Raw genomic sequence first — 22078 nt, 5'->3', positions numbered from 1 at the left:
TGGGTGGCGATTCACATTCGTCACACCAGTCACACGACGCGGGTCAGACGCCGGCTCCGAATTGCCCACTGCCGCACGGCGTGTCGCGCGCCCGGGCGTCAGAGAGTGACGGGCTTCCAGCTCGGTCGACCCTGCTCGTATGCCGTGATGTCGCCCTCGTGTCGCAGCGTCAGCGAGATGTCGTCGAGGCCCTCGAGGAGCCGCCACCGGGCGTAGTCGTCGACCTCGAAGGCGATGACGAGGTCCCCGGCGGTGATGGTCCGCGACTCGAGGTCGACCGTCACGGAGGTGCCCGGCTCGTTCTCGAGGAGCTTCCAGAGCAGCTCGACTTCGTCCTGGCTCACCTGTGCCGTGAGCAGCCCGGACTTGCCGCTGTTGCCGCGGAAGATGTCGGCGAAGCGGGAGGCGATGACGACGCGGAAGCCGTAGTTCATCAGCGCCCACACCGCGTGCTCTCGCGAGCTGCCGGTCCCGAAGTCGGGACCCGCGACGAGGACCGACCCACCGGCATACGACGGGTTGTTGAGGACGAAGGTCTCGTCCTGGCGCCAGGCAGCGAAAAGGCCGTCCTCGAACCCGGACTTCGTCACCCGCTTGAGGTACTCGGCTGGGATGATCTGGTCGGTGTCGACGTTGCTGCGGCGCAGCGGGACGCCGATGCCGGTGTGCGTCGTGAAGGCATCCATGTCAGGCCCCCTGGGTGGCGAGGTCGGCGGCGGGCACGGGCTCGAGGTCGGACGGCGCGGAGAGCGTCCCGCGCACCGCGGTCGCCGCGGCGACGAGCGGGCTCACGAGGTGCGTCCGCCCCCCCTTGCCCTGCCGGCCCTCGAAGTTGCGGTTGGACGTCGAGGCGCTGCGCTCCCCCGGCGCCAGCTTGTCGGGGTTCATCGCGAGACACATCGAACAGCCGGCCAGGCGCCACTCGGCCCCGGCCTCGGTGAACACCCGGTCGAGACCCTCGGCCTCGGCCTGGAGCCGCACCCGGGCGGATCCGGGGACGACGAGCATGCGCACGCCCTCGGCGACCCGACGACCGCGGACGACGTCCGCGGCCGCGCGCAGGTCCTCGATGCGGCCGTTGGTACAGGACCCGACGAAGACGGTGTCGACGGCGACCCGGCGCAGCGGGGTGCCCGGCTCGAGGCCCATGTACTCGAGCGCCCGCTCGGCGGCCTGGCGCTCGGTGTCCTCCATCATCGCGGGGTCGGGCACGCTGTCGCCGAGCGGGGCGCCCTGTCCGGGGTTCGTACCCCACGTGACGAACGGCGTGAGGCTTGCGGCGTCGAGGACGACCTCGGTGTCGAACTCGGCGTCGTCGTCGGTACGCAGCTCACGCCACGCCGCGACGGCGGCGTCCCAGTCGGCGCCCTGCGGCGCATGGTCGCGACCCTCGAGATAGGCGAACGTCGTCTCGTCCGGCGCGATCATGCCGGCCCGGGCACCGGCCTCGATCGACATGTTGCACACCGTCATCCGGGCCTCCATCGAGAGCGCGCGGATGGCGCTGCCGCGGTACTCGATGACGTGGCCCTGACCACCGCCGGTGCCGATCTTGGCGATGACGGCGAGGACGATGTCCTTGGACGTGACTCCGGCAGGGAGCTCGCCCTCGACCGTGACCGCCATGGTGCGGAACGGCTTGAGCGGCAGCGTCTGCGTCGCGAGGACGTGCTCGACCTCGGAGGTACCGATGCCGAAGGCGAGGGCGCCGAACGCGCCGTGGGTCGAGGTGTGGCTGTCGCCGCAGACGACGGTCATGCCCGGCTGGGTCAGCCCGAGCTGCGGGCCGACGACGTGGACGATGCCCTGCTCGGCGTCACCCATGGGGTGCAGCCGGACGCCGAACTCCTCGCAGTTGCGGCGCAGCGTCTCGACCTGGGTGAGGCTCACGGGGTCGGTGATCGGGCCGGGCGTCGTCGGGACGTTGTGGTCCTCGGTCGCGAGGGTGAGGTCGGGGCGGCGGACCGGACGTCCGGCGAGGCGCAGCCCGTCGAAGGCCTGCGGGCTCGTCACCTCGTGGATGAGGTGGAGGTCGATGTAGAGCAGGTCCGGCTCGCCGTCCCCTCGTCGCACGACATGCGACTCCCACACCTTCTCGGCCAGGGTCTTCCCCACTGCCCACACCTCTTCCCGAACGTCTGCTGACATCTCGCGGGTCGCGGGCATGGTTGCCGCGACGCCGCTGACGTGTCGAGGCTCGCACGGTGTCCGGAGTACGGAATTTGCGTCTCACGGCTTGGGACGGCAGGATCAGCACATGGACAACACCAGTGGGGTGGGCGTTCTCGACAAGGCGGCCATCGTCTTGAGCGCTCTCGAAGCCGGACCCTCCACGCTCGCACAGCTCGTCACGGCCACCGGCCTGGCGCGCCCGACGGCGCACCGCCTCGCCGTCGCCCTCGAGCACCACCGCCTCGTCGGACGCGACATGCAGGGGCGCTTCGTCCTCGGGCCGCGACTCGGTGAGCTCGCCGCCGCGGCCGGTGAGGACCGCCTTCTCGCCGCGGCCGGTCCCGTCCTCGGGGCACTGCGCGACCACACCAACGAGAGCGCCCAGCTCTTCCGCCGCCAGGGCGACCACCGCATCTGCGTCTCGGCCGCCGAGCGCCCGGTCGGCCTGCGCGACTCCATCCCGATCGGCGCCCAGCTGACGATGCTCGCGGGCTCCGCGGCCCAGGTCCTGCTCGCCTGGGAGGAGCCGGACCGGCTGCACCGCGGCCTCCAGGGCGCGGCCTTCAACGCCACGTCGCTCTCCGGCGTGCGCCGTCGCGGCTGGGCCCAGAGCGTCGGTGAGCGCGAGGCCGGCGTCGCGTCGGTGTCCGCGCCGGTGCGCTCCCCCTCCGGCCGCGTCATCGCGGCCGTTTCGATCAGCGGTCCGATCGAGCGCCTCTCCCGTCAACCCGGTCGACTGCACGCCGCGACCGTCATCGCCGGCGCGAACAAGCTCACCGAGGTCCTGGCCCGGCACGCCCGCCAGACCGAGGAGCAGAACACCGCCTGACTCGTCACCGTTGCGGTATGCCGCACGCGCGCCTCGCGGCGCCCGGTCCGGTCCCGCCGGGCTCGATTCGTGGCTGGTGTCTCGACTCGCCGGACGTCCGGCGAATCGGGATGCTTCCGGCGAGCCGAACACGGCAGGCGCGCGGACGGCATACGGACAACGAGAACGTCCCCGCCACCTCGACGAGGTGACGGGGACGTTCTGCTCTGTAGCCCCGACGGGATTCGAACCCGCGCTACCGCCTTGAGAGGGCGGCGTGCTAGGCCGCTACACAACGGGGCCCTAGGCAACGGAGAAGAACCATACCGGGCGGTGAGGATTTCTCCGAATCGCGTGACGGCGACGTCATCGCGATGGCTGGGGTACCAGGACTCGAACCTAGAACGACTGAACCAGAATCAGCTGTGTTGCCAATTACACCATACCCCAAGGGGGTATCACCGGACTGCTGTCGCGGCCCTGTGAACCGAGGAGTGATCCTACCCGCGCCTCTCCCCCGCACCCAAATCGACCGCGCCGACCCGGGCACCGCCGGCGGTCAGAGGGTGTCGCGCAGCGCCCGCAGCCGAGCGAGCGTCGAGGTCTTGCCGAGGATCTCCATCGACTCGAAGAGCGGCGGGCTGACCCGCTGGCCGGACACGGCGGTGCGCAGCGGGCCGAACGCGAACTTCGGCTTGATGCCGAGCCCGTCGACGATGGCCTCGCGCAGCGCCGCCTCGATGGTTGCGGCGTTCCACGCGGACTCCGAGCCGAGCAGTCCGGTGCCGGTGTCGTCGATGTCGCCCAGAGTCTCGAGGGCGGCGTCGAGCACCTGCGGGGCGTCCTCCTTGAGCTGCGCCCGCGCGTCCTCCGCGATCTCGAGGGCGTCGTCGGCGACGAAGAACGGCCGCACGAGGGCGGTCGCCTCGGTGAGGTGGGCGATGCGGGTCTGGATGAGCTCGGCGACCGCCTTGAGCCGGCCGAGCTCGCCGAGGGACGGGCTGCCCGAGAGCACCTCGTCGCGCTCGAGGAACGGCAGCAACCGCGAGGTGAAGTCGCCGAGGTCGAGCTCGCGGATGTAGACGCCGTTGAGCCAGTCGAGCTTCTTGAGGTCGAAGATCGGGCCGACCGGGTTGACCTTCTTCCAGTCGAACCCGTCGCTGAACTCCTCGAACGTGAAGACCTCGCGCTCGGTGCCGTCCGCCTCGATGACCGGCGGATAGGCAAGCAGCGCAAGGAAGTTCACGAGCGCCTCGGGCAGGTAGCCCTCCTCCTGGAACCAGGTGAGCCGGGCCGCGGGGTTCTTGCGCTTGGAGATCTTGGACTTGTCGGTGTTGCGCAGCAGCGGCATGTGCGCCCACTTCGGCGGCTCCAGCCCGAACCACTGGTAGAGCAGGATGTGCTTCGGGGTGCTCGAGATCCACTCCTCGCCGCGCACGACGTGGGTGATGCCCATCTCGTGGTCGTCGACGACGACGGCGAGGTGGTAGGTCGGGAACCCGTCGGCCTTGAGGATGACCTGGTCGTCCGGCCGGGGCGCCGAGACGGTGCCGCGGATGAGGTCCTCGAAGGTCAGCGGCACGTCGTCGGGGATGAGCATCCGCACGACCGGGGTCTCGCTGAAGCCGGGCAGCTCGGCCCGCTCCTCGCGGGTCTTGCCGTGGCAGAGCCGGTCGTATCCCGTGGGCTGCTTGGTCTTCTGCTGCATCTCGCGCATCTCGGCGAGCCGCTGCGGCGTGCACCAGCAGTGGTAGGCCTTGCCCTCCTCCAGCAGCCGGTCGACATAGGGCCGGTAGTTGTCGAGCCGCTCGCTCTGCCGGTAGGGCGCGAACGGTCCGCCGATGTCCGGGCCCTCGTCCCATGTCAGCCCGAGCCAGTGGAGCGTGTCGAAGACCTGGCTCTCGCTGTCCTCGCGGAACCGTGCCCGGTCGGTGTCCTCGATGCGCAGGACGAACCGGCCGCCCTGCTGTCGCACGAACGCGAGGTTGAACAGCGACATGTAGGCCGTGCCGACGTGCGGGTCGCCGGTGGGCGACGGCGCGACGCGCAGGCGCGGCGTCGCGTCGGGGGCGGGAGTGGTTGCGGGGGCGGTCTGCTCGGTCATGATGGGCCGAGTCTAGGGACTGCGGCGGTGGTGCGACGATCACCTGGTGTCCCGTATGCCGTCCGCTCCCCCGCCGTCGCTCGTCACCGAGCGACTGCGGTTGCGCCGCTGGCGCGACTCCGACCTCGAGCCGTATGCCGCGATGAACGCCGACCCGGAGGTCATGAGGTACTTCCCCGCACCTCTGACGAGAGCCGAGAGCGATGCGATGGTGGGCCGGCTCGAGGCCGGGTTCGACGAGCACGGCTATGGCCTGTGGGCGGTGGAACGCCGCGACTGCGGTGCCTTCGTCGGATTCACCGGTCTGGGGACGCTGCCCGCCGGTTCTCCGTGCCCCGGGGGTGTCGAGGTGGGCTGGCGCCTGGCCCGGTCCGCGTGGGGCGTGGGCTTCGCGACGGAAGCGGCGCGCGCGAGCCTCGCGGACGGCATACGACGCATCGGCATGCCGGAGGTCTGGTCGTGGTCGGTGGCGTCGAACATCGCGTCGATCGCGGTGATGCGACGGCTCGGAATGACCCACCGGTGGGACGGTCCGAACCCCAAGGTCCCCCTCGGACATCCCTTGAGCGACACCGTCGGCTACCACCTCGACGCCGCGACGTGGAGTGGTTGAGCCGGCTCATTCGACCGAGCGAGCGCCTTCGCTCCGTTCGGCGAGCTCGTCCCGCATCTGGGCGATGAAGGCGCCGAGGCCGACCACGACGCCGAGGGTGATGAGTGCCCAGCCGAGCTTGTCCGGGTTGTTCGTGAGGACGACGCCGGCGAGGACGAGTCCGATCCCCCACGCGACGTGGATGCCGAACGGGAACATGCGCATGGCGCACAGTGTGGCAGTGCTCCGGCTCGCTGACCGGGACGCTGGGCACCACAGGCCCGATCAGTCCGCCGGTCGGCCTGACTCGGGTTCGCTCACCGTGACTGAGCGACCCGGTGAACATCGGGTCAAAAGGCGCGCGCGGGCTGGGCGGCGGCACGCCCGTCGCCCACGATGGACGCCATCGACGCGCGCGCCAGCGCACACCCGGTCACGCCTCGGAGGCGAGAGAAACGCATGGCTCACACGACACGCATCCGCTCGGCGGCTCTGGGGCTGGTCACCGTCCTCATGGCGGCGCTGCCGTCCGTGACGTCCATCCCGGCCACGTCCGCCGCGGAGACCGATGCGCTCAACATCGGCTTCAACGGATCGCTGGTCGGCACCACGGCATACACGACCGCCGGCAGCGAGATCATGCGAGGCATGGCGCACCGCGCCGACGGCGCGGAAGCCCAGGACCCCACCGTCGGGGTGCGCCTCGGCGGCGGTCGGCAGGGCATCATCTTCGATGCGTCGACGCTGAACCTCGGTGACGGGTCGACGGCCACGACCGGCTTCATCGCGGAGGTGAAGTTCACCCCGGCCGCGACGCAGGGCAGTCTCGCGACCCTCTTCGCGGCGGGTGGCGGCCTCCAGGTGCGTTACCAGGACGGCCTGCTGCGCTACGGCTACGACTCGTTCACCGACGGGTCCTGGGTGAGCAACACCCAGACCGTCCGCGTCCCGGCCGCCGGGACCGAGCACGCCTTCTCCCTCCAGTACCTGCCGGGAACGACGGGCACCCGCCTCGTCGCCTACCTCGACGGAGTCGCCCAGCCGGAGGTCACTTCGCCCGACCCCGCCTCGCTCAACCCGGACCTGCGTTCTCGCTTCGGCTTCGGCAACGACGTGCATCCGCAGGCGCTCACGCGAGGCTTCACCGGCAGCCTCCGTCAGGTCCGGGTGGCGCCGGGGACCGCGACCTTCGAGACGTCGAACTTCGAGCTGCAGCCATCGGGGCCGACGACACCGCCGGAGCAGCCGTGCGAGCCGAAGACCTACGAGCCGGCCAACACGATCCCGGTGACGGCCACCGACTGCGCCGCGAACCTCGTCAAGGCCGCCTCGGCCCTCCGCCCGACCGAACAGCAGTGGGCGTGGCAGGAGCACAACCTCAGTGCCTTCATCCACTTCGGCATCAACACCTTCTACAACCAGGAGTGGGGTCACGGCACCGAGGACCCGGCGAAGTTCAACCCCACTGGTCCGGTCGACACCGACGCCTGGTGAAGGCGCTCGCCGACGCCGGCTTCCGCCGCGTCATCTACACGGTGAAGCACCACGACGGCTTCGCGATGTGGCAGTCCCGTTACACCGACTTCGGCGTCAAGGCCTCCCCGTGGCTCGGCGGCGAGGGCGACGTCGTGAAGATGCTCGCCGCGTCGGCGAAGAAGTACGGCCTCGAGCTCGGGCTCTACATCTCCCCCGCCGACTCCTACCAGGAGATCCAGGGCGTCTTCGCCAACGGCAGCCCCAAGAAGACCCGGACCATCCCGACCCTCGTCGACGGTGACGACCGCGCCGGCAAGGACCTCCCGACCTTCACGTACGAGGCGACCGACTACGGCGCGCTCTTCCTCAACCAGGTCTACGAGCTCATGACCGAGTACGGGCCGATCGCCGAGGTCTGGTTCGACGGGGCGCAGGGCAACACCGGACGCGTCGAGCCCTACGACTTCACCGCCTTCTACGACCTCATCGAGAAGCTGCAGCCGAACGCGCTCACCGCCATCGAGGGCGAGGGCGTGCGTTGGATCGGCAACGAGGAGGGTGTCGCCCGCGTCAATGAGTCGAGCACCATCCCGACCGTGCGCAAGCCGACCGGCGCACTGAAGTTCGCCTACGACTCACCGAGCCTCGGCAGTGACGGCCAGATCGCGACCGCCGTGCAGACGCAGGGCATGACCGAGCTGCGCTGGTTCCCCGGCGAAGCCGACTTCAAGATGACCCAGGGCTGGTTCGCGCACCCGACGGACACCCCGAAGACACCGGCCGAGCTGCTCGGCCTCTACAACCGCAGCGTCGGCCGCAACGCCGTCTACCTCATGAACATCCCGCCGACGACGACCGGCTCGTTCGCCCCGGCCTCGGCGCAGTCGCTCGCCGGCTTCGGCGCCGAGCGCGCCAAGGCCTACACCAAGAACGTCGCGATCGGCGCCCCCGTCACCGTCTCCGATGCGACCGGGAGCACGACGACGACCGCTGTCACGGACGGCAACCACCTCACCGGCGCGGGCACCGGCCGCGCCGCGCCCACGGCATACGAGGTCACCCTCCCGCAGGCGACGGAAGTGAACAGCATCCAGCTCGCCGAGGCGACCCGGAGCAACGGCCAGCAGGTCACCGGTTTCACCGTCGAGGCGGAGCAGAACGGCGCATGGATCCAGGTCGGTGCGGCCGGCACCATCGGGGCGAGCCGCATCATCAGCTTCCCGTCCGCGGTGACGGCGAGCCGGTTCCGCGTGACGGTCACCGGGAGCCGGGCACCGGTGCAGCTCAGCGAGATCGCGCTCTACCAGCAGGACCCGAACGCGACCGTCGCGATGTCGCAGGCGTGGCTCGACTGCTCGGCGCCGACCGCGGGCGACGGCAGCCAGGCCCGGCCGTTCAACACCGTCGAGCAGCTGCGCTACGTCACCATGGCGCCGGGCAGCACGCTCAACGTCAAGGCCGGCGCGGACTGCGGCGCCTCGACCGCGCGCCTCTGGGGCTACGGCACCGCTGACGCGCCGGTCACGGTGGCGCTCTACGGCGGCACCACCGCACCGCGTGTCGGCGACGTGCCGCTCGCCGAGTTCCTCACGCCGTATGTGGCGCAGGGCTGGAACCTCTCCGGCCTCACCTCACCGACGGCGAGCTGAGATCGGTCCAAAGCTCAGTCGGCGGCGACGAAGGGGTTGCTCAGCACGCCGATCTGGTCGATCTCGACCTCGACCCGCTGGCCGGCTCCAACCGGCCCGACGCCAGCCGGTGTGCCGGTGAGGATGACGTCACCCGGGAGCAGCGTGAACGCCTGCGAGGCGTGGGCGATGAGCTCGGCGACGCCGTGGACCATGTCGGCGGTCGGACCGTCCTGGACGACCTCGCCGTCGAGGCGCGTCGTGATTCGGCAGGCCGCGGGGTCGAGGTCGGTCTCGATCCACGGGCCGAGCGGGCAGAACGTGTCGAGTCCCTTGGCCCGGGCCCACTGTCCGTCGTTGCTCTGGAGGTCCCGGGCGGTGACGTCGTTGGCGACGGTGTAGCCGAAGACCGTCGAGAGGGCTTCGTCTGCCGGCACGTCCTTGGCGACACGGCCGATGACCACCGCGAGCTCGCCCTCGTAGTGCACCTCGTCGGTGATGGCCGGGATGACGACGGGGTCGCCGGGGCCGACGACGGCGGTGTTGGGGATGAGGAACATCAGCGGGTTCGCGGAGGTCTCGCCACCCATCTCCTTGGCGTGCTCGGCGTAGTTGCGGCCGATGCCGATGACCTTGCTGCGCGGGATGACCGGCGCGAGGAGGCGGACGTCCTCGACGAGGTGCGTCGCCCCCGTCAGCTCGATGCGGGTGTAGAGCGGGTCGCCGGTGATCTCGGCGATCTTCTCGCCGGCCCCGTCGACGAGCCCGTATGCCGGGTCGTCACCTGTCGTGAATCTCGCGATGCGCACGTGCCCACCCTAGAACCACCCGCGATACTGGACACGTCATGCCTGCCGTTCCTGCCACTCGCCCTGCCGCCGTGCTCGGGCGCGACGAGTGGACGGCGCGGGCCCAGGCGCACGCGGCCCGCGTCGACGCGGCGACCGCGGGGCACCTCGCGCGGCGCGGGCGAGGCGTGCCGCACCCGGTGGAGGACTTCCTCTTCCGCTACTACTCGGCCACGCCCGCGCAGCTGCGGCGCTGGCATCCCGGCGCGGGCGTGCGGCTCGAGGGTGCGGCGGCTGACGAGCGGGCGGAGTGGCGGCACTACCGCGTCGTGGGCGACGACGTCGAACTCGACGTGGAGTCGTTCATGGCGGCCCGCGGGTCGGCGGTCGACTTCGTATACCGCCTGCTCGCCTCGACGCTGTCCCGTCCGGCGCGGCTGGGCTGCTTCGGGCTGCACGAGTGGGCCATGGTCTACCGGGCAGGCGAGGGCGACATCCGCCACGAGCAGGTGCCGCTGCGGCTGTCCCAAGCCGAGACCGACGCGGTCGTCGAGCGCCACCAGATCGCGTGCAGCCACTTCGACGCCTTCCGCTTCTTCACGCGAGATGCGGTGTCCCGCAACGCGATCCAGCCGAGTCGCGAGACTCAGGTCGATCTCGAACAGCCCGGATGTTTACACGCCGGCATGGACACCTACAAGTGGGCGACCAAGCTCAGCCCCCTCGTCCCGAGCGACCTCACCATGGACTGCTTCGACCTCGCCATGGAGATCCGCCTGCTCGACATGCAGGCCTCCCCCTACGACCTCTCCGCCTACGACATCGCGCCGGTGACGATCGAGACCCAAGCCGGCAAGGCGGCATACGTCGAACGCCAGCGCGACTTCGCCGACCGGTCGAATGCGTTGCGGCGCAGGCTGATCGACGTGTTCGCTGGCGTGAACGTCAGTCAGGACGCACTCGGGCGCGACCGGACTTGATCTCACCGCGGCGGGCCTTGGCGTCGAGGCGGCGACGCTGCGAGCCCCGTGTCGGTTTGGTCGCTCGGCGCTGAGGGGGTGGTGGCGCAAGTGCCTCGCGCAGCATCGCGGCCAGCCGCTCCCGGGCGGCCGCCCGGTTGCGCAGCTGCGACCGGTGCTCCGAGGCCACGACGACCAGGCGACCCTGGACGAGCCGGGACGCCAGCGCCTCGAGGACCCGCTCGGACTGCCGCGGTGTGAGGGAGCGCGACGTCGCTGGGTCGAAGGTCAGCTCGACCCGGCTGTCGGTCGTGTTGACGCCCTGACCTCCCGGACCGGACGAGCGCGAGAACCGCTCCTCGAGCTCGTCGGCACGGATGACCAGTCCCGCGGGCAGCCCCGGACCGGGCGGCACCGCGAGGTCGCCACTGGATCCGAGTCTCGTCATACCACCCATGGTGGCACCGGTCGGCAGGTTCAGCGGGCGGGGACGCCGGCGCGCACGAGCCCGTAGGTCACGCCGTCCACGAGCGCCTGCCAGCTCGCCTGGAGGATGTTCGCCGCGACACCGATCGTCTCCCACGTCGTCTCGCCGTCGCTCGTCTCGATGAGGACGCGGGTCACGGCGTCGGTGCCGTGCGCGGCGTCGAGGATGCGGACGCGGTAGTCGATGAGCTCGAGGTGCTCGATCTCGGGGTAGGCCGTCGAGAGCGCCAGGCGGAGTGCATGGTCGAGGGCGTTGACCGGGCCGTTGCCCTCGCCCGTGCGCAGGACCCGCTTGCCACCGGCGGTGAGCTTGACCGTCGCCTCGGAGAGCGCGTCGCCGGTGGACTGGCTGTCGGTGATGACGCGCCACGACTCGATCTCGAAGAAGTCGGGCAGCCCGTCCTGCAGCTCGCGGCGCAGGAGCAGCTCGAAGCTCGCGTCGGCCGCGTCGAAGGTGTAGCCGCGCAGCTCGAGGTCCTTGACGGTGGCGAGGACCTTCTTGACGAGGGCGCTGTGCTCCTCGTTCTCGGGGTCGAGTTCGACACCGAGCTCGCGCGACTTCAGCTCGATGGAGGCGCGGCCGGCCATGTCGGAGATGAGCATCCGCATGTCGTTGCCGACGGCCTTGGGGTCGAGGTGCTGGTAGAGGTCCGGATCGACCTTGATGGCACTGGCGTGCAACCCGGCCTTGTGCGCGAACGCACTTGAGCCCGTGTAGGGCTGGCGCGAGTAGGCCGGCACGTTGGTGATCTCGCTGATCGCGTGGCTGATCCGCGTCGCCTCCTGGAGATGGTGGCTGTCCATGACCTCGATCCCCTCCTTGAGCTGGAGGTTCGCGACGACGGTGACGAGGTTGGCGTTGCCGGTGCGCTCGCCGTAACCGTTGATCGTGCCCTGCACGTGGGTGGCGCCGGCGTCGACGGCAGCCATCGAGTTCGCGACGGCGCAGCCGGTGTCGTTGTGGCAGTGGATGCCGAGGCGCGCCTCACCGCTCGCCCCACCGTCCGGACCGGTGTCGAGACCGATGGCCTCGACGACATCGGTCACCACGTCCCACACCGGACCGGGGAGCATGCCGCCGTTGGTGTCACACAGCGCCGCCACCTCGGCCCCCGACTCGAAGGCGGCGCGCAGCGCCTCGATCGCGTAGGCGCGGTCGGCGGCATACCCGTCGAAGAAGTGCTCGGCGTCGAGGAAGACGCGACGACCCTCGCCGCGCAGGAAGCTCACGGTGTCGCGGATCATCTCGAGGTTCTCCTCGAGCGTCGTCTTCAGCGCGCGCTCGACGTGGCCGACGTGCGACTTCGCGACGAGGGTGACGACGGGCGCGCCGCTCTCGACGAGCGCGCGCACCAGCGGGTCGGTGGACGCGGCACCACCGGCACGCCGCGTCGCACCGAACGCCGCCAGCGTCGCATTCCGCAGCGAGAGCTCCGAGGCGGCGCGGGCGAAGAACTCGGTGTCCTTGGGATTCGCTCCGGGCCAGCCTCCTTCGATGAACCCGACCCCGAGGTCGTCGAGGTGCGACGCGATCGTGAGCTTGTCCGTCACGGAGAGGTTGAGCCCCTCCTGCTGGGCACCGTCACGCAGGGTGGTGTCGTAGACGTGCAGGTCACTCATCGGTCTCGCCTCTGGTCTCGTGCTCGGGTTCGTGTCTCGCTGCTGCAACACGTGTCCCTCAAGTGTCCTGCAATCGATCAGCGCTGCCGCTCAGGGGCCGGGGGTGTGGCCGCTGAACCCTCTGCTCGGCCGACCCGGCGCGCCGTCTCGACCCAACAAAAAGACCCCCCGGGTGTGGGAGGTCTGCGCGACGAACTGAGGCGTTCGTCGCGCTAGTCGATAATGACGGTGGCGGTGGCCACGTGCATGAGAGTCACGATGAGAACCCTCCCACTGCCGACCGGCATGCGGTATGCGTCGTCCGCATCGTGGTCACCCCAACTTTCCCGCCCCATGCGACAACCTAGCGCGAGGGGCGACTTCCGTAGTCGCACCTCGCCCAAGCTTCCGCTCCGTCGGCGGTATGCCGTCCGCTTGCCGGGGGCCTCCCGCCGCCTCAGGTGACCGAGCGCCACCAGGGAGTTGGCTCGGCGTCGGCTGTCGCCGCGTCGATGCGCAGCCGCTCCCCCGGACGCGGCACCACGACGCGCGCTCCGCGCCGCTCAGCCTCGACGAGCAGCCGCTCGATCGGTTCGCTCCACGCATGGAACGCGAGGTTGAACGTCCCCCAGTGCACGGGAACCATGACCGCCGCGCGCACGTCGAGGTGCGCCTCGACGCCGTGCTCGGGTGTCATGTGGATCGTCGGCCAGCCCGGGTCGTAGGCACCGACCTGCACGAGCGAGACGTCGAACGGCCCGTAGCGCTCGCCGATCTGCGCGAACCCGACGAAGTAGCCGGTGTCGCCGGAGTAGAAGACCCTCTGGGACGCACCCTCGATGACCCACGACGCCCACAGCGTCCCGTCGCGCGAGAGCCCGCGCCCCGAGAAGTGCTGCGCCGGGGTCGCAACGAGCCGCACCCCGGCCACCTTGGCGTCCTCGTGCCAGTCGAGCTCGTCTATGCGCTCCGGCGCGACGCCCCACTTCTCGAGGTGGGCGCCGATGCCGAGCGGCACGACGAACCGCGTCTTTGGACGCAGCCTCGCGAGCTCCTTGACCGAGTCCATGTCGAGGTGGTCGTAGTGGTCGTGCGAGATGACGACGGCGTCCACGGGCGGGAGGTCGCCCAGCTCGACCGGCACGGGGTGCAGCCGCTTCGGGCCGACCTGCTGCGAGGGTGAGCACCGTTCGCTCCACACCGGGTCGAGCAGCACGACGGTCCCGTCGAGCTGGACGAGCGCGGTCGAGTGCCCGAGCCAGGTGACGTGTAGCCCGTCGACCTCGGCCGTGAGCGGCTCGCGCACGAGTGGGACGTCCCCGACCGGGTGCCGCTCCTGACCTCCCGCGACGAGCTCGCGCACCGACCCCGCGAGCGAGCGCGATGACGGTTCGAAGCGCAGCTGCTGGTTGTGGAACTTCCCGTTCGACCACTCGGGCGACGCCGCCATCCGGGCCGCCCGCTCCCCGCTCGCGCGGGCGCCCATCGCCTCGGGCACGGGCCGGCCCGCGCGCAGCAGCCATGCGGCGAGGCCGGCGCCTCCGGCGGCGATGGCCAGTCCTGGTGCTCGTCTCACCGCACCAGTGTCACCCAGCCACGGCGCGTGTCGCGCACGCCTCGACGAACGCGTCGAACAGCCGCGTGTCGTCGCCCTCCTCCGGGTGCCATTGAACCCCGATCCGGAACGGGTATGCCGTGTCCTCCATCGCTTCCAGCGTCCCGTCCTCGTGACGCGCGGCCGGGGTGTAGCCGGGGTGCGTCGCGACGGCCTGGTGGTGGTAGGTCGGGACGTCCACCGGCTCGGTGCCGAGGATCTCCGCAAGCCGGGTGTCGGCAAGCACCTCGACGTGGTGCGAGGCATAGACGCCGGCCGACGGGCTGTGCGCCTCGTGCCCGACCTCGTCCGGTAGGTGCTGGTGCAGCGTGCCACCGGCGGCCACCGCCATGACCTGCATGCCGCGGCAGATCCCGAGGAGCGGCTGCCTCGTGCGGGCCGTCACCCGCGCCACGGTCAGCTCGAGCTCGTCCCGCTCGGGCCTCGGTGACTGCACACTCGGGTGCGGCTGCGCGGCATACCGGCTCGGTTCCACGTCGGCGCCGCCGGCGATGACGACACCGTCGAGGCGCGCGAGCAGCGCCTCGACCATGGCGTCGTCGGCGTCGAGCCGCGGCGGCAGCACGACGACGACGGCACCGGCTCGCTCGAGCTGACTGACATAGCTGTGCGGGAGTGCCGCGCTGCGCTGGCCGCGCCAGTCACCGCGGTCGACGTCCTCGACGTAGGACGTCACCCCGATGACCGGGCGGGCGCGGGGGGCGACGGTCACGGCTCAGAGCGGCGTGACGTAGGCGCCGGAGATGCCACCGTCGACGAGGAACGTGTTGGCGGTGATGAAGCTCGACTCGTCCGAGGCGAGGAAGAGCACCGCGTTGGCCATCTCCTCCGGCTCCGCGAACCGGCCCATCGGCACGTGCACGAGTCGGCGGGCCGCGCGCTCGGGGTCCTTGGCGAAGAGCTCCTGCAGCAGCGGCGTGTTGACCGGTCCGGGGCAGAGCGCGTTGACCCGCACGCCTTGGCGCGCGAACTGCACGCCGAGCTCTCGCGACATCGACAGCACGCCACCCTTGGACGCGCTGTAGGAGATCTGCGACGTCGCGGCACCCATGACCGCGACGAAGGACGCGGTGTTGATGATCGAGCCCTTGCCCTGCTCGATCATGTGGGGCAGCGCCGCCTTGCAGCAGAGGTACACGCTGGTGAGGTTGACCTCCTGGACCTTGCGCCACGCCTCGAGGTCGGTGTCGAGGATGGAGTCGTCCTCGGGCGGGCTGATCCCCGCGTTGTTGAAGGCGATGTCGAGGCTGCCGAACCTGTCCTTGGCGCCTCCGAAGAGGGCGTCGACGTGCTCCTTGTCGGTGACGTCACAGTGGACGTATGCGCCGCCGACCTCCTCGGCGATGCGCTCGCCGGCCGCGTCGTCGAGGTCGCCGATGACGACCGTGGCGCCCTCCTCGGCGAATCGGCGCACCGTCGCCAGGCCGATACCGGAGCAGCCGCCGGTGACGACGGCGACCTTGCCCTCAAGACGAGTTCCCATGTGTTGCAAGCCCTTTCGTGCTGTGGTGAGAGCTCAGCTCTCGGTGCTGATGAAGACGTTCTTGACCTCGGTGAACGCGTCGAGCGCGTCCGGGCCGAGCTCGCGACCGATGCCGCTCGACTTGAACCCGCCGAACGGGGTCGAGTAGCGGACGCTGCTGTGGCTGTTGACCGAGAGGTTCCCGGCCTCGACGCCCCGGGAGACCCGGATCGCGCGCCCGACGTCGCGGGTCCAGATCGACCCGGAGAGCCCGTATGCCGTGTCGTTGGCCTTCGCGATCGCGTCCGCCTCGTCGTCGAAGGGCATGACGCCCACGACGGGCCCGAAGATCTCGTCCTGCCAGACGCGGTCGGTCGTCCCGCCGGGGAGGACGACGGTCGGCGGGTACCAGTAGCCGGCACCCTCGGGCGCGGAGCCCCGGAAGGCGACGTCGACGCTGCCCTCGGCGTCCTCGACGAAGCCGCGCACGGTGTCGCGCTGGCCGGAGCTCACGAGGGGGCCCATCTGGGTCTGCTCGTCACCGGGGTCGCCGACCCTGACGTCCTTGATCGCCGACTCGAAACGCTCCATGAAGGCGTCGAAAACGCCCCGCTGCACGAGGATCCGCGTCCGGGCGCAGCAGTCCTGGCCGGCGTTGTCGAGGAACGACATCGGCGCTGCCGCGGCCGCGGCGTCGAGGTCGGCGTCGTCGAAGACGATGTTCGCCGACTTGCCGCCGAGCTCGAGGGTGACCCGCTTGAGCTGGTCCGCGGCCTTGCGCATGATGCCCTGCCCGACGGCGGTGGAGCCGGTGAAGCAGACCTTGCGCACGTCCGGGTGGGTGACGAACCGCTCCCCCACGACCGAGCCCTTGCCGGGGAGGACGGTGAAGACGCCCTCGGGAATGCCGGCGTCGAGGGCGAGCTCGCCGAGCCGGATCGCGGTGAGCGGGGTGAGCTCGGCCGGCTTGAGGACGACGGTGTTGCCCGCGGCGAGGGCAGGTGCGAAGCCCCAGCCCGCGATGGGCATGGGGAAGTTCCACGGGACGATGACCGAGACGACGCCGAGCGGCTCCTTGAAGGTGACATCGAGGCCGCCGGCGACGGGGATCTGCTGGCCGAGGAGGCGCTCCGGCGCGGCCGAGTAGTAGGCGAGGACGTCGCGGACGTTGCCCGCCTCCCACCGGGCGTTGCCGATGGTGTGCCCGGCGTTGGCGACCTCGAGCTGGGCGAGCTCCTCGAGGTGGTCGTCGACGACGTCGCTGAAGCGCCGCAGGAGGCGCCCGCGGTCGGCGGGAGCCAGCTCGCGCCACGCCGGGCCGGCCGCGACGGCATGGGCGATCGCCTCGTCGGTTTCCTCCACGCCGACGAGCTCGACGGAGGTCAGTCGCTCCTCGGTCGCCGGGTTGATGACGTCATGCGTGGTGGTCAATGGTGTTCAGAGCCTTTCGAATCCGCGGATGCGTTCCCAGTCGGTCACTGCGGCGTCGAACGCCTTGAGCTCGACGTCGGCAGCGTTGACGTAGTGGTCGACGACGTCGTCGCCGAAGGCCTCCCGGGCGATGGCCGACCCGGCGAGCAGGTCGCGCGCGTCCCGCAGGGTCGTCGGCACCTGGTCGACGTCGGCACTGTAGGCGTTGCCCTCGAAGGCCGGCTCGAGGGGCAGCTCGTTCTCGATGCCGTGCAGGCCGCCGGCGATCATGGCGGCGATGGCGAGGTAGGGGTTGACGTCTCCTCCGGGCACCCGGTTCTCGACGCGCAGCCCGGCCCCGTGACCGACGACCCGTAGCGCGCAGGTGCGGTTGTCACGGCCCCACGCCACCGCGGTCGGGGCGAACGACCCCGGCTGGAAACGCTTGTAGGAGTTGATGTTTGGGGCATAGAAGTAGGTGAACTCGCGCATCGTCGCGAGCAGCCCGGCGAGAAAGTGGTCGAAGAGCTCGCTCTGCCCGCCGTCTCGGTCGTCGTCGGCGAAGACGACCTCGCCGTCGGTGCCACGCAGCGAGAGGTGGATGTGGCACGAGTTGCCCTCACGCTCGTCGTACTTCGCCATGAAGGTCAGCGACATGCCGTGCTTCGCGGCGAGCTCCTTGGCCGCCGTCTTGTAGATGACGTGGTTGTCGCACGTGCGCACGACCTCGTCGTAGAGGAAGCCGATCTCGTGCTGTCCGAAGTTGCACTCACCCTTCGCGCCCTCGACGGTGACGCCCGCGGCATACATCTCGCCCCGGATGTCGCGCAGCAGCGGCTCGACGACGGTGCCGCCGGTGATGGAGTAGTCGACGTTGTAGCGGTTCGCGCCGGTGAGGCCGACGTAGCGCCGGTCCCAGGCGTCGGCGTAGGTGTCCTCGAAGACGATGAACTCGAGCTCGGTCCCGGCGATGGCGCCCCAGCCCTTCTCGGCAGCGCGCTCGACCTGGGCCTTGAGTATGCCGCGTGGAGACTGTCGTACCGGTCCCGAGCCGTCGAGCCAGGCGAGGTCGCACTGGATCGTCACCGAGTTCGGCTGACCCGGCGTTCGCCGCAGCGTGTCGAGATCCAGGACGAACTCGAAGTCGCCGTAGCCCTTCTCCCACGAGGACATCGCGTAGCCGTCGACGGTGTTCATGTCGACGTCGACCGCGAGGAGGTAGTTGCACCCCTCGACCCCACCCTCGAGGACGTGGTCGAAGAAGTAGCCGGCGTGCAGCCGCTTGCCCGTGAGCCGTCCCTGCATGTCGGTGAAGGCGACGATGACGGTGTCGACCACACCGCTGTCGACCTCGCTGCGCAGCTGGTCGAGGGTGAGCTGTGCCGGTCCGCGGTCGTGGATGGATCCGCTCATGTGTCGATCTCCTTCGTCATCCGATGAGTCCTCTGAGCAGGGCGGAGGTCGCGTCGCAGTGCTCCTCCATCGCGGCCCGGGCCGCGTCGTCGTCACCGCGCAGGACGGCGTCGACGACGGCGTCGTGTTGGTCGCACGAGTGGTCGATGTTGCGTGGCAGCACCGGGATGGCCGCGAGCATCTCGCCGAGCACCGCCTGGGCCCGGGTCACCGACTCGATGAGCATCGGTGACGCCGAGAGTGTGGCCACCGCGAGGTGGAAGCGGCTGTCGGCGATGCGGTGGGCACCGGTGTCCTGAGCGGCTTCTCGCACCGCGTCGGCAGACGCGACGAGCCAGGTCCGCTGGTCGGCGGAGAGCTCCTGGCGGGCGGCCAGCCACGCGGCGCCCGGCTCGACGACGCGGCGGAAGTCGAGGGCGTCGGCCAGCGCCGCACCGCGACGGGACGTCGGCTTCGACCCCGGCTCCGGCGAGGTGTACGTGACGACGGTCCCGCCACCACGCCCCCGGCGCGTGGTGACGAGCCCGCTGTCACGAAGTGCCGCGATGGCGTCGCGCAGGGTGCCGCGGGCGACCCCGAGGCGCTCGGCGAGCTCTCGCTCCGGCGGCAGCTGTTCGCCGTCGACGAAGACGCCGAGCCGGATCGCCGTCGCCAGCTGCTCGACCGTCGTCTCGAAGACGTTCGCCGTGGCGGGGCGCAGCACCGCGGCGGGGAGGCGACCCACCTCGGGAACCGGCGCGCTCACGGCATACCCCCGCCTTGGCTCACTGGAAGATCTCCGCGGGCGGGCGGGTGTCGTGCCCCTCCGGGACGTCGCGCATGAAGTGCTTGCGGCCGCGGACGAACCACGACACGAGGGCGAAGAGCACGACCACACCGACCGCGACGGGGGCGTAGTTGAACGTGTCGACGGTGATCGGTGACGCCGGCGGCAGCATGAACAGCACGCAGATGAACGCGACCCAGATGATGGCGATCCACCCGATCGGCGCCGACCAGCGACCGAGGTTCCAGCGCCCCTGACGGAAGTCGGGGTTGAGCCGGCGCAGCAGCACCGGTGTCACGTAGGCGATGTAGAGCCCGATGACGGCGATGGACGTCACCGCGAGGTAGGCCGTCGTGGACCAGAGCGACGGCGACGCGAGGACGATCGAGGCGATCGTGACCAGCCAGATCGAGTTCGTCGGCGTGCCGGTGCGGGGGTTGACCTTGGCCCACAGGCGCGACCCGGGCAGCGCGTTGTCGCGCGAGAACGCGAACGACATCCGCGACGAGCTCGTCACGCAGGCCATGCCGCAGAAGAACTGGGCGACGGCGCAGATGAGGAGGAGCCCCTTGCCGAGCGCCGGGCCGGCCGCGTCGATGAAGATCTGCGCCGGCGGCAGGCCGATCTCGGTGGTGCGCGCCGCTTCCCAGTCCTGCACCGCGAACGTCACGGCGAGCAGCAGGATCCAGCCCGCGACGAGCGAGACGACGACCGAGTTGACGATGCCCTTCGGTGCCGCGACGGAGGCGTTGCGCGTCTCCTCGGCAACGTGCGCGGAGGCGTCGTAGCCGGTGAAGGTGTACTGCGCCATGAGCAGACCCATGAGGAAGACGTATGGCGCACTCCCCCAACCGGTTTCGTTCTTGAACTCAGTGAAGACGAACGAGGCGCTCTGGTGCTGGTCCGGCACGAACGCGAGCACCGCGACGATGATCGCGACACCGGCGAGGTGCCACCACGCCGAGACGCTCGCGAGCATCTGGACGAGGTTGACGCCGAACGCGTTGAGCAGCCCGTGCAGCAGCAGGATGACGACGAAGCAGATGAACGTGCGGACCGCCGTGACCTCGACGCCGAAGGTGAGGTCCATGAAGGCCATCCACGTGATCGCCGCGCCCATGTCGACAGCAGTCGTCACGGCGACCTCGCCGAGGAAGTTGAACCAGCCGACGGTCCAGGCCCACTGGCGCTTGCCCTTGGTCGCGAGCCGGCCGGCCCAGAAGTAGAGCCCGCCGGCGGTCGGGTAGACCGAGCAGATCTCCGCCATGGCGAGCGCGACGCAGACGACGAAGAAGCCGACGAGCGGCCAGCCGATGGAGATCGCGACCGGCCCACCGGCGTTCATCGCGATGAGGTAGCTCGTGATGCAGCCGGCGAGCACGGAGATGATCGAGAAGGAGACCGCGAAGTTGCTGAACGCCCCGAAACGGCGATGCAGCTCCTGCTGGTAGCCGAGCTCGGCGAGCAGCGCGGCGTCGTCGTCGTGGTGCGTGTCCTGACCCGAGGTGCGGGAGGGCTCGATCGGCTCGTCGGTGCGCGTCGCCATGGGTGCTCCTGTCGCCAAATGGTCCGCTTCCGGACCCCTTTGTCCCGAAACCTCAACCGGGGACAGGAAACACCCACTCGCGCCACGTCGTCAATGGTTCGTTCGTGCACCTTTTGGTGCGCTCACGTTCCGAGACACACGCACGCCTCAGGCGAGGCGGGTGAGCCAGCCGCGCGAGTCCTCGGCGCGGCCGTACTGGATGTCCAGCAGGCGCGAGCGGATCGACCGGGTGACCTCGCCACCCTCGGCGCCGCCGACTGCCGGAGCCGTGCCGCCCTCCCAGCGCAGCTCGCCGACGGGCGTGACGACCGCGGCCGTGCCACAGGCGAAGATCTCGAGGATGTCACCCGATGCGACGCCGTCCTTCCACTCCTGGATGGGGATGCGCCGCTCGACGGGCTCGAGGCCCTCGTCCTTGGCGAGCTCGAGGATGGAGCTGCGGGTGATGCCCTCGAGGATCGAGCCGGTGAGCTCGGGCGTCACGAGCTGACCGTCCTTGGTGACGAAGAAGAGGTTCATGCCGCCGAGCTCCTCGATGTACTCCTGCGAGGCGGAGTCGAGGAAGACGGCCTGGTCGCAGCCGTTCTCGATGCCCTCGAGCTGGCCGGCGAGCGAGGACGCGTAGTTGCCGCCACACTTGGCCGAGCCGGTGCCGCCGACGCCGGCGCGCGCGTAGTGCTGCGAGATCCACAGCGTCACCGGCTTGAGGCCGCCGGAGAAGTACGGTCCGGCGGGCGAGGCGATGACGGAGTAGGTGACGACGTTGGCCGGGCGCACCCCGAGGAACGCCTCCGACGCATACATGAACGGCCGCAGGTAGAGGCTCGCCTCGGACCCGTCAGCCTCGGGGACCCACGCCTGGTCGACCTCGACGAGCGCCTTGAGGGAGGCGACGAAGTCCTCCTCACCCAGCTCGGGCAGGGCGAGCCGGCGAGCGCTGCGCTGCATGCGCGCGGCGTTGGCCTCGGGGCGGAACGTCCACACCGAGCCGTCGGCGTGCCGGTAGGCCTTCATCCCCTCGAAGATCTCCTGCGCGTAGTGCAGGACTGCCGCGCTCGGCATGAGCTGGATCGGGCCGTAGGCGCTGACACGACCGTCGGCCCAGCCGCCGTCCTTGGTCCACGTCGCCGTGACCATGTGGTCGGTGAAGTGCACTCCGAAGCCGGGGTTGGCGAGGATCTCGGCGCGACGCTCGTCACTGGCCGGGTCCTGTCGGCGTTGGACGGTGAACGAGAGGGCGCTCATGGCGGGGTC

The 22078-nt window shown here is 70.3% G+C and carries 20 protein-coding genes and 2 tRNA genes; 5 read left to right on the top strand and 17 right to left on the bottom strand.

Annotated elements, in window-relative coordinates; all coding sequences use genetic code 11:
- Positions 1 to 98: 98 nt before the first annotated feature.
- Both leuD and leuC read right to left on the bottom strand, forming a co-directional pair.
- Entirely contained in the window at positions 99 to 686 is a 588-nt protein-coding gene (gene leuD / locus BCF74_RS05415) for a 3-isopropylmalate dehydratase small subunit (protein ID WP_106296942.1), read from the bottom strand.
- A gap of 1 nt (position 687) precedes the next feature.
- Complete coding sequence (leuC, locus tag BCF74_RS05410) at positions 688 to 2115, bottom strand: 3-isopropylmalate dehydratase large subunit (RefSeq protein WP_106296941.1); 1428 nt, start codon at positions 2113 to 2115, stop codon at positions 688 to 690.
- 142 nt (positions 2116 to 2257) lie between these two features.
- Between leuC and BCF74_RS05405 the strand changes: the two genes are divergently transcribed.
- On the top strand, positions 2258 to 3001 hold the full coding sequence (locus tag BCF74_RS05405; RefSeq protein WP_106296940.1) for an IclR family transcriptional regulator: 744 nt from the start codon (positions 2258 to 2260) through the stop codon (positions 2999 to 3001).
- Positions 3002 to 3210: 209 nt separating this feature from the next.
- Here the strand turns inward: BCF74_RS05405 and BCF74_RS05400 are convergent.
- From BCF74_RS05400 to gltX, 3 genes are all read right to left on the bottom strand, one after another.
- Positions 3211 to 3283 (bottom strand) — tRNA-Glu (locus BCF74_RS05400).
- Positions 3284 to 3355: 72 nt separating this feature from the next.
- Positions 3356 to 3430 (bottom strand) — tRNA-Gln (locus tag BCF74_RS05395).
- A gap of 109 nt (positions 3431 to 3539) precedes the next feature.
- A complete protein-coding gene (gene gltX / locus BCF74_RS05390) occupies positions 3540 to 5084 on the bottom strand; it encodes a glutamate--tRNA ligase (RefSeq protein WP_106296939.1) in 1545 nt (514 codons plus the stop codon).
- A 55-nt stretch (positions 5085 to 5139) separates the two neighbouring features.
- On the opposite strand from gltX, the gene BCF74_RS05385 reads away from it, so the two are divergent.
- On the top strand, positions 5140 to 5697 hold the full coding sequence (locus tag BCF74_RS05385; RefSeq protein ID WP_106296938.1) for a GNAT family N-acetyltransferase: 558 nt from the start codon (positions 5140 to 5142) through the stop codon (positions 5695 to 5697).
- 6 nt (positions 5698 to 5703) lie between these two features.
- Here the strand turns inward: BCF74_RS05385 and BCF74_RS05380 are convergent, their stop codons facing one another.
- Complete coding sequence (locus BCF74_RS05380; protein ID WP_106296937.1) at positions 5704 to 5901, bottom strand: hypothetical protein; 198 nt, start codon at positions 5899 to 5901, stop codon at positions 5704 to 5706.
- A 234-nt stretch (positions 5902 to 6135) separates the two neighbouring features.
- Between BCF74_RS05380 and BCF74_RS05375 the strand changes: the two genes are divergently transcribed.
- Both BCF74_RS05375 and BCF74_RS05370 read left to right on the top strand, forming a co-directional pair.
- Positions 6136 to 7170, top strand: coding sequence for a LamG domain-containing protein (locus BCF74_RS05375; RefSeq protein ID WP_106296936.1), 1035 nt, complete (start codon positions 6136 to 6138; stop codon positions 7168 to 7170).
- A complete protein-coding gene (locus BCF74_RS05370; protein WP_106296935.1) occupies positions 7167 to 8801 on the top strand; it encodes an alpha-L-fucosidase in 1635 nt (544 codons plus the stop codon). Before BCF74_RS05375 ends, BCF74_RS05370 begins: the two co-directional genes overlap by 4 nt.
- Positions 8802 to 8815: 14 nt before the next feature.
- On the opposite strand, the gene BCF74_RS05365 is transcribed toward BCF74_RS05370, so the two are convergent.
- Positions 8816 to 9589, bottom strand: coding sequence for a fumarylacetoacetate hydrolase family protein (locus tag BCF74_RS05365; RefSeq protein ID WP_106296934.1), 774 nt, complete (start codon positions 9587 to 9589; stop codon positions 8816 to 8818).
- 38 nt (positions 9590 to 9627) lie between these two features.
- On the opposite strand from BCF74_RS05365, the gene BCF74_RS05360 reads away from it, so the two are divergent.
- Entirely contained in the window at positions 9628 to 10548 is a 921-nt protein-coding gene (locus BCF74_RS05360) for a 3-methyladenine DNA glycosylase (protein WP_106296933.1), read from the top strand.
- Here BCF74_RS05360 and arfB read toward each other — a convergent pair.
- The 10 genes from arfB to BCF74_RS05310 all read right to left on the bottom strand — a co-directional run bounded on the left by arfB (position 10514) and on the right by BCF74_RS05310 (position 22069).
- Positions 10514 to 10975: an alternative ribosome rescue aminoacyl-tRNA hydrolase ArfB gene (arfB, locus tag BCF74_RS05355; protein WP_106296932.1), complete on the bottom strand. Its 462-nt coding sequence runs from the start codon at positions 10973 to 10975 to the stop codon at positions 10514 to 10516. The genes BCF74_RS05360 and arfB overlap by 35 nt on opposite strands.
- A 29-nt stretch (positions 10976 to 11004) precedes the next feature.
- Positions 11005 to 12633 carry a citramalate synthase gene (gene cimA, locus BCF74_RS05350; protein WP_106296931.1) on the bottom strand — a complete coding sequence of 543 codons (1629 nt, stop codon included), beginning with the start codon at positions 12631 to 12633 and terminating at the stop codon, positions 11005 to 11007.
- Positions 12634 to 13069: 436 nt separating this feature from the next.
- Positions 13070 to 14188 carry an MBL fold metallo-hydrolase gene (locus tag BCF74_RS05345; protein WP_245889228.1) on the bottom strand — a complete coding sequence of 373 codons (1119 nt, stop codon included), beginning with the start codon at positions 14186 to 14188 and terminating at the stop codon, positions 13070 to 13072.
- A gap of 10 nt (positions 14189 to 14198) precedes the next feature.
- Complete coding sequence (locus BCF74_RS05340) at positions 14199 to 14939, bottom strand: gamma-glutamyl-gamma-aminobutyrate hydrolase family protein (protein WP_106296929.1); 741 nt, start codon at positions 14937 to 14939, stop codon at positions 14199 to 14201.
- A gap of 3 nt (positions 14940 to 14942) precedes the next feature.
- A complete protein-coding gene (locus BCF74_RS05335) occupies positions 14943 to 15710 on the bottom strand; it encodes a 3-oxoacyl-ACP reductase (protein ID WP_106296928.1) in 768 nt (255 codons plus the stop codon).
- Positions 15711 to 15743: 33 nt separating this feature from the next.
- Complete coding sequence (locus BCF74_RS05330; RefSeq protein ID WP_106296927.1) at positions 15744 to 17120, bottom strand: aldehyde dehydrogenase family protein; 1377 nt, start codon at positions 17118 to 17120, stop codon at positions 15744 to 15746.
- A gap of 6 nt (positions 17121 to 17126) precedes the next feature.
- Positions 17127 to 18512, bottom strand: coding sequence for a glutamine synthetase family protein (locus tag BCF74_RS05325; protein ID WP_177426633.1), 1386 nt, complete (start codon positions 18510 to 18512; stop codon positions 17127 to 17129).
- Positions 18513 to 18528: 16 nt separating this feature from the next.
- Positions 18529 to 19257, bottom strand: coding sequence for a FadR/GntR family transcriptional regulator (locus BCF74_RS05320; protein ID WP_245889227.1), 729 nt, complete (start codon positions 19255 to 19257; stop codon positions 18529 to 18531).
- 19 nt (positions 19258 to 19276) lie between these two features.
- Positions 19277 to 20824, bottom strand: a complete 1548-nt coding sequence (locus tag BCF74_RS05315) for an amino acid permease (protein ID WP_106296926.1) — start codon at positions 20822 to 20824, stop codon at positions 19277 to 19279.
- A gap of 147 nt (positions 20825 to 20971) precedes the next feature.
- The gene (locus BCF74_RS05310; RefSeq protein ID WP_106296925.1) at positions 20972 to 22069 is read right to left on the bottom strand and encodes a branched-chain amino acid aminotransferase; all 1098 of its coding nucleotides are present in this window, start codon (positions 22067 to 22069) and stop codon (positions 20972 to 20974) included.
- Positions 22070 to 22078: the final 9 nt, after the last annotated feature.

The sequence above is a fragment of the Knoellia remsis genome (assembly GCF_003002895.1).
Classification (GTDB): Bacteria; Actinomycetota; Actinomycetes; order Actinomycetales; family Dermatophilaceae; genus Knoellia; species Knoellia remsis.
This window is presented reverse-complemented; position numbering and strand designations above follow the sequence as displayed.

Coding starts and splice junctions, on each gene's coding strand:
- leuD (WP_106296942.1), bottom strand. CDS start 686: ATGGATGCCTTCACGACGCACACCGGCATCGGCGTCCCGCTGCGCCGC.
- BCF74_RS05405 (WP_106296940.1), top strand. CDS start 2,258: ATGGACAACACCAGTGGGGTGGGCGTTCTCGACAAGGCGGCCATCGTC.
- gltX (WP_106296939.1), bottom strand. CDS start 5,084: ATGACCGAGCAGACCGCCCCCGCAACCACTCCCGCCCCCGACGCGACG.
- BCF74_RS05385 (WP_106296938.1), top strand. CDS start 5,140: ATGCCGTCCGCTCCCCCGCCGTCGCTCGTCACCGAGCGACTGCGGTTG.
- BCF74_RS05380 (WP_106296937.1), bottom strand. CDS start 5,901: ATGCGCATGTTCCCGTTCGGCATCCACGTCGCGTGGGGGATCGGACTC.
- BCF74_RS05375 (WP_106296936.1), top strand. CDS start 6,136: ATGGCTCACACGACACGCATCCGCTCGGCGGCTCTGGGGCTGGTCACC.
- BCF74_RS05360 (WP_106296933.1), top strand. CDS start 9,628: ATGCCTGCCGTTCCTGCCACTCGCCCTGCCGCCGTGCTCGGGCGCGAC.
- arfB (WP_106296932.1), bottom strand. CDS start 10,975: ATGACGAGACTCGGATCCAGTGGCGACCTCGCGGTGCCGCCCGGTCCG.
- cimA (WP_106296931.1), bottom strand. CDS start 12,633: ATGAGTGACCTGCACGTCTACGACACCACCCTGCGTGACGGTGCCCAG.
- BCF74_RS05335 (WP_106296928.1), bottom strand. CDS start 15,710: ATGGGAACTCGTCTTGAGGGCAAGGTCGCCGTCGTCACCGGCGGCTGC.
- BCF74_RS05325 (WP_177426633.1), bottom strand. CDS start 18,512: ATGAGCGGATCCATCCACGACCGCGGACCGGCACAGCTCACCCTCGAC.
- BCF74_RS05315 (WP_106296926.1), bottom strand. CDS start 20,824: ATGGCGACGCGCACCGACGAGCCGATCGAGCCCTCCCGCACCTCGGGT.
- BCF74_RS05310 (WP_106296925.1), bottom strand. CDS start 22,069: ATGAGCGCCCTCTCGTTCACCGTCCAACGCCGACAGGACCCGGCCAGT.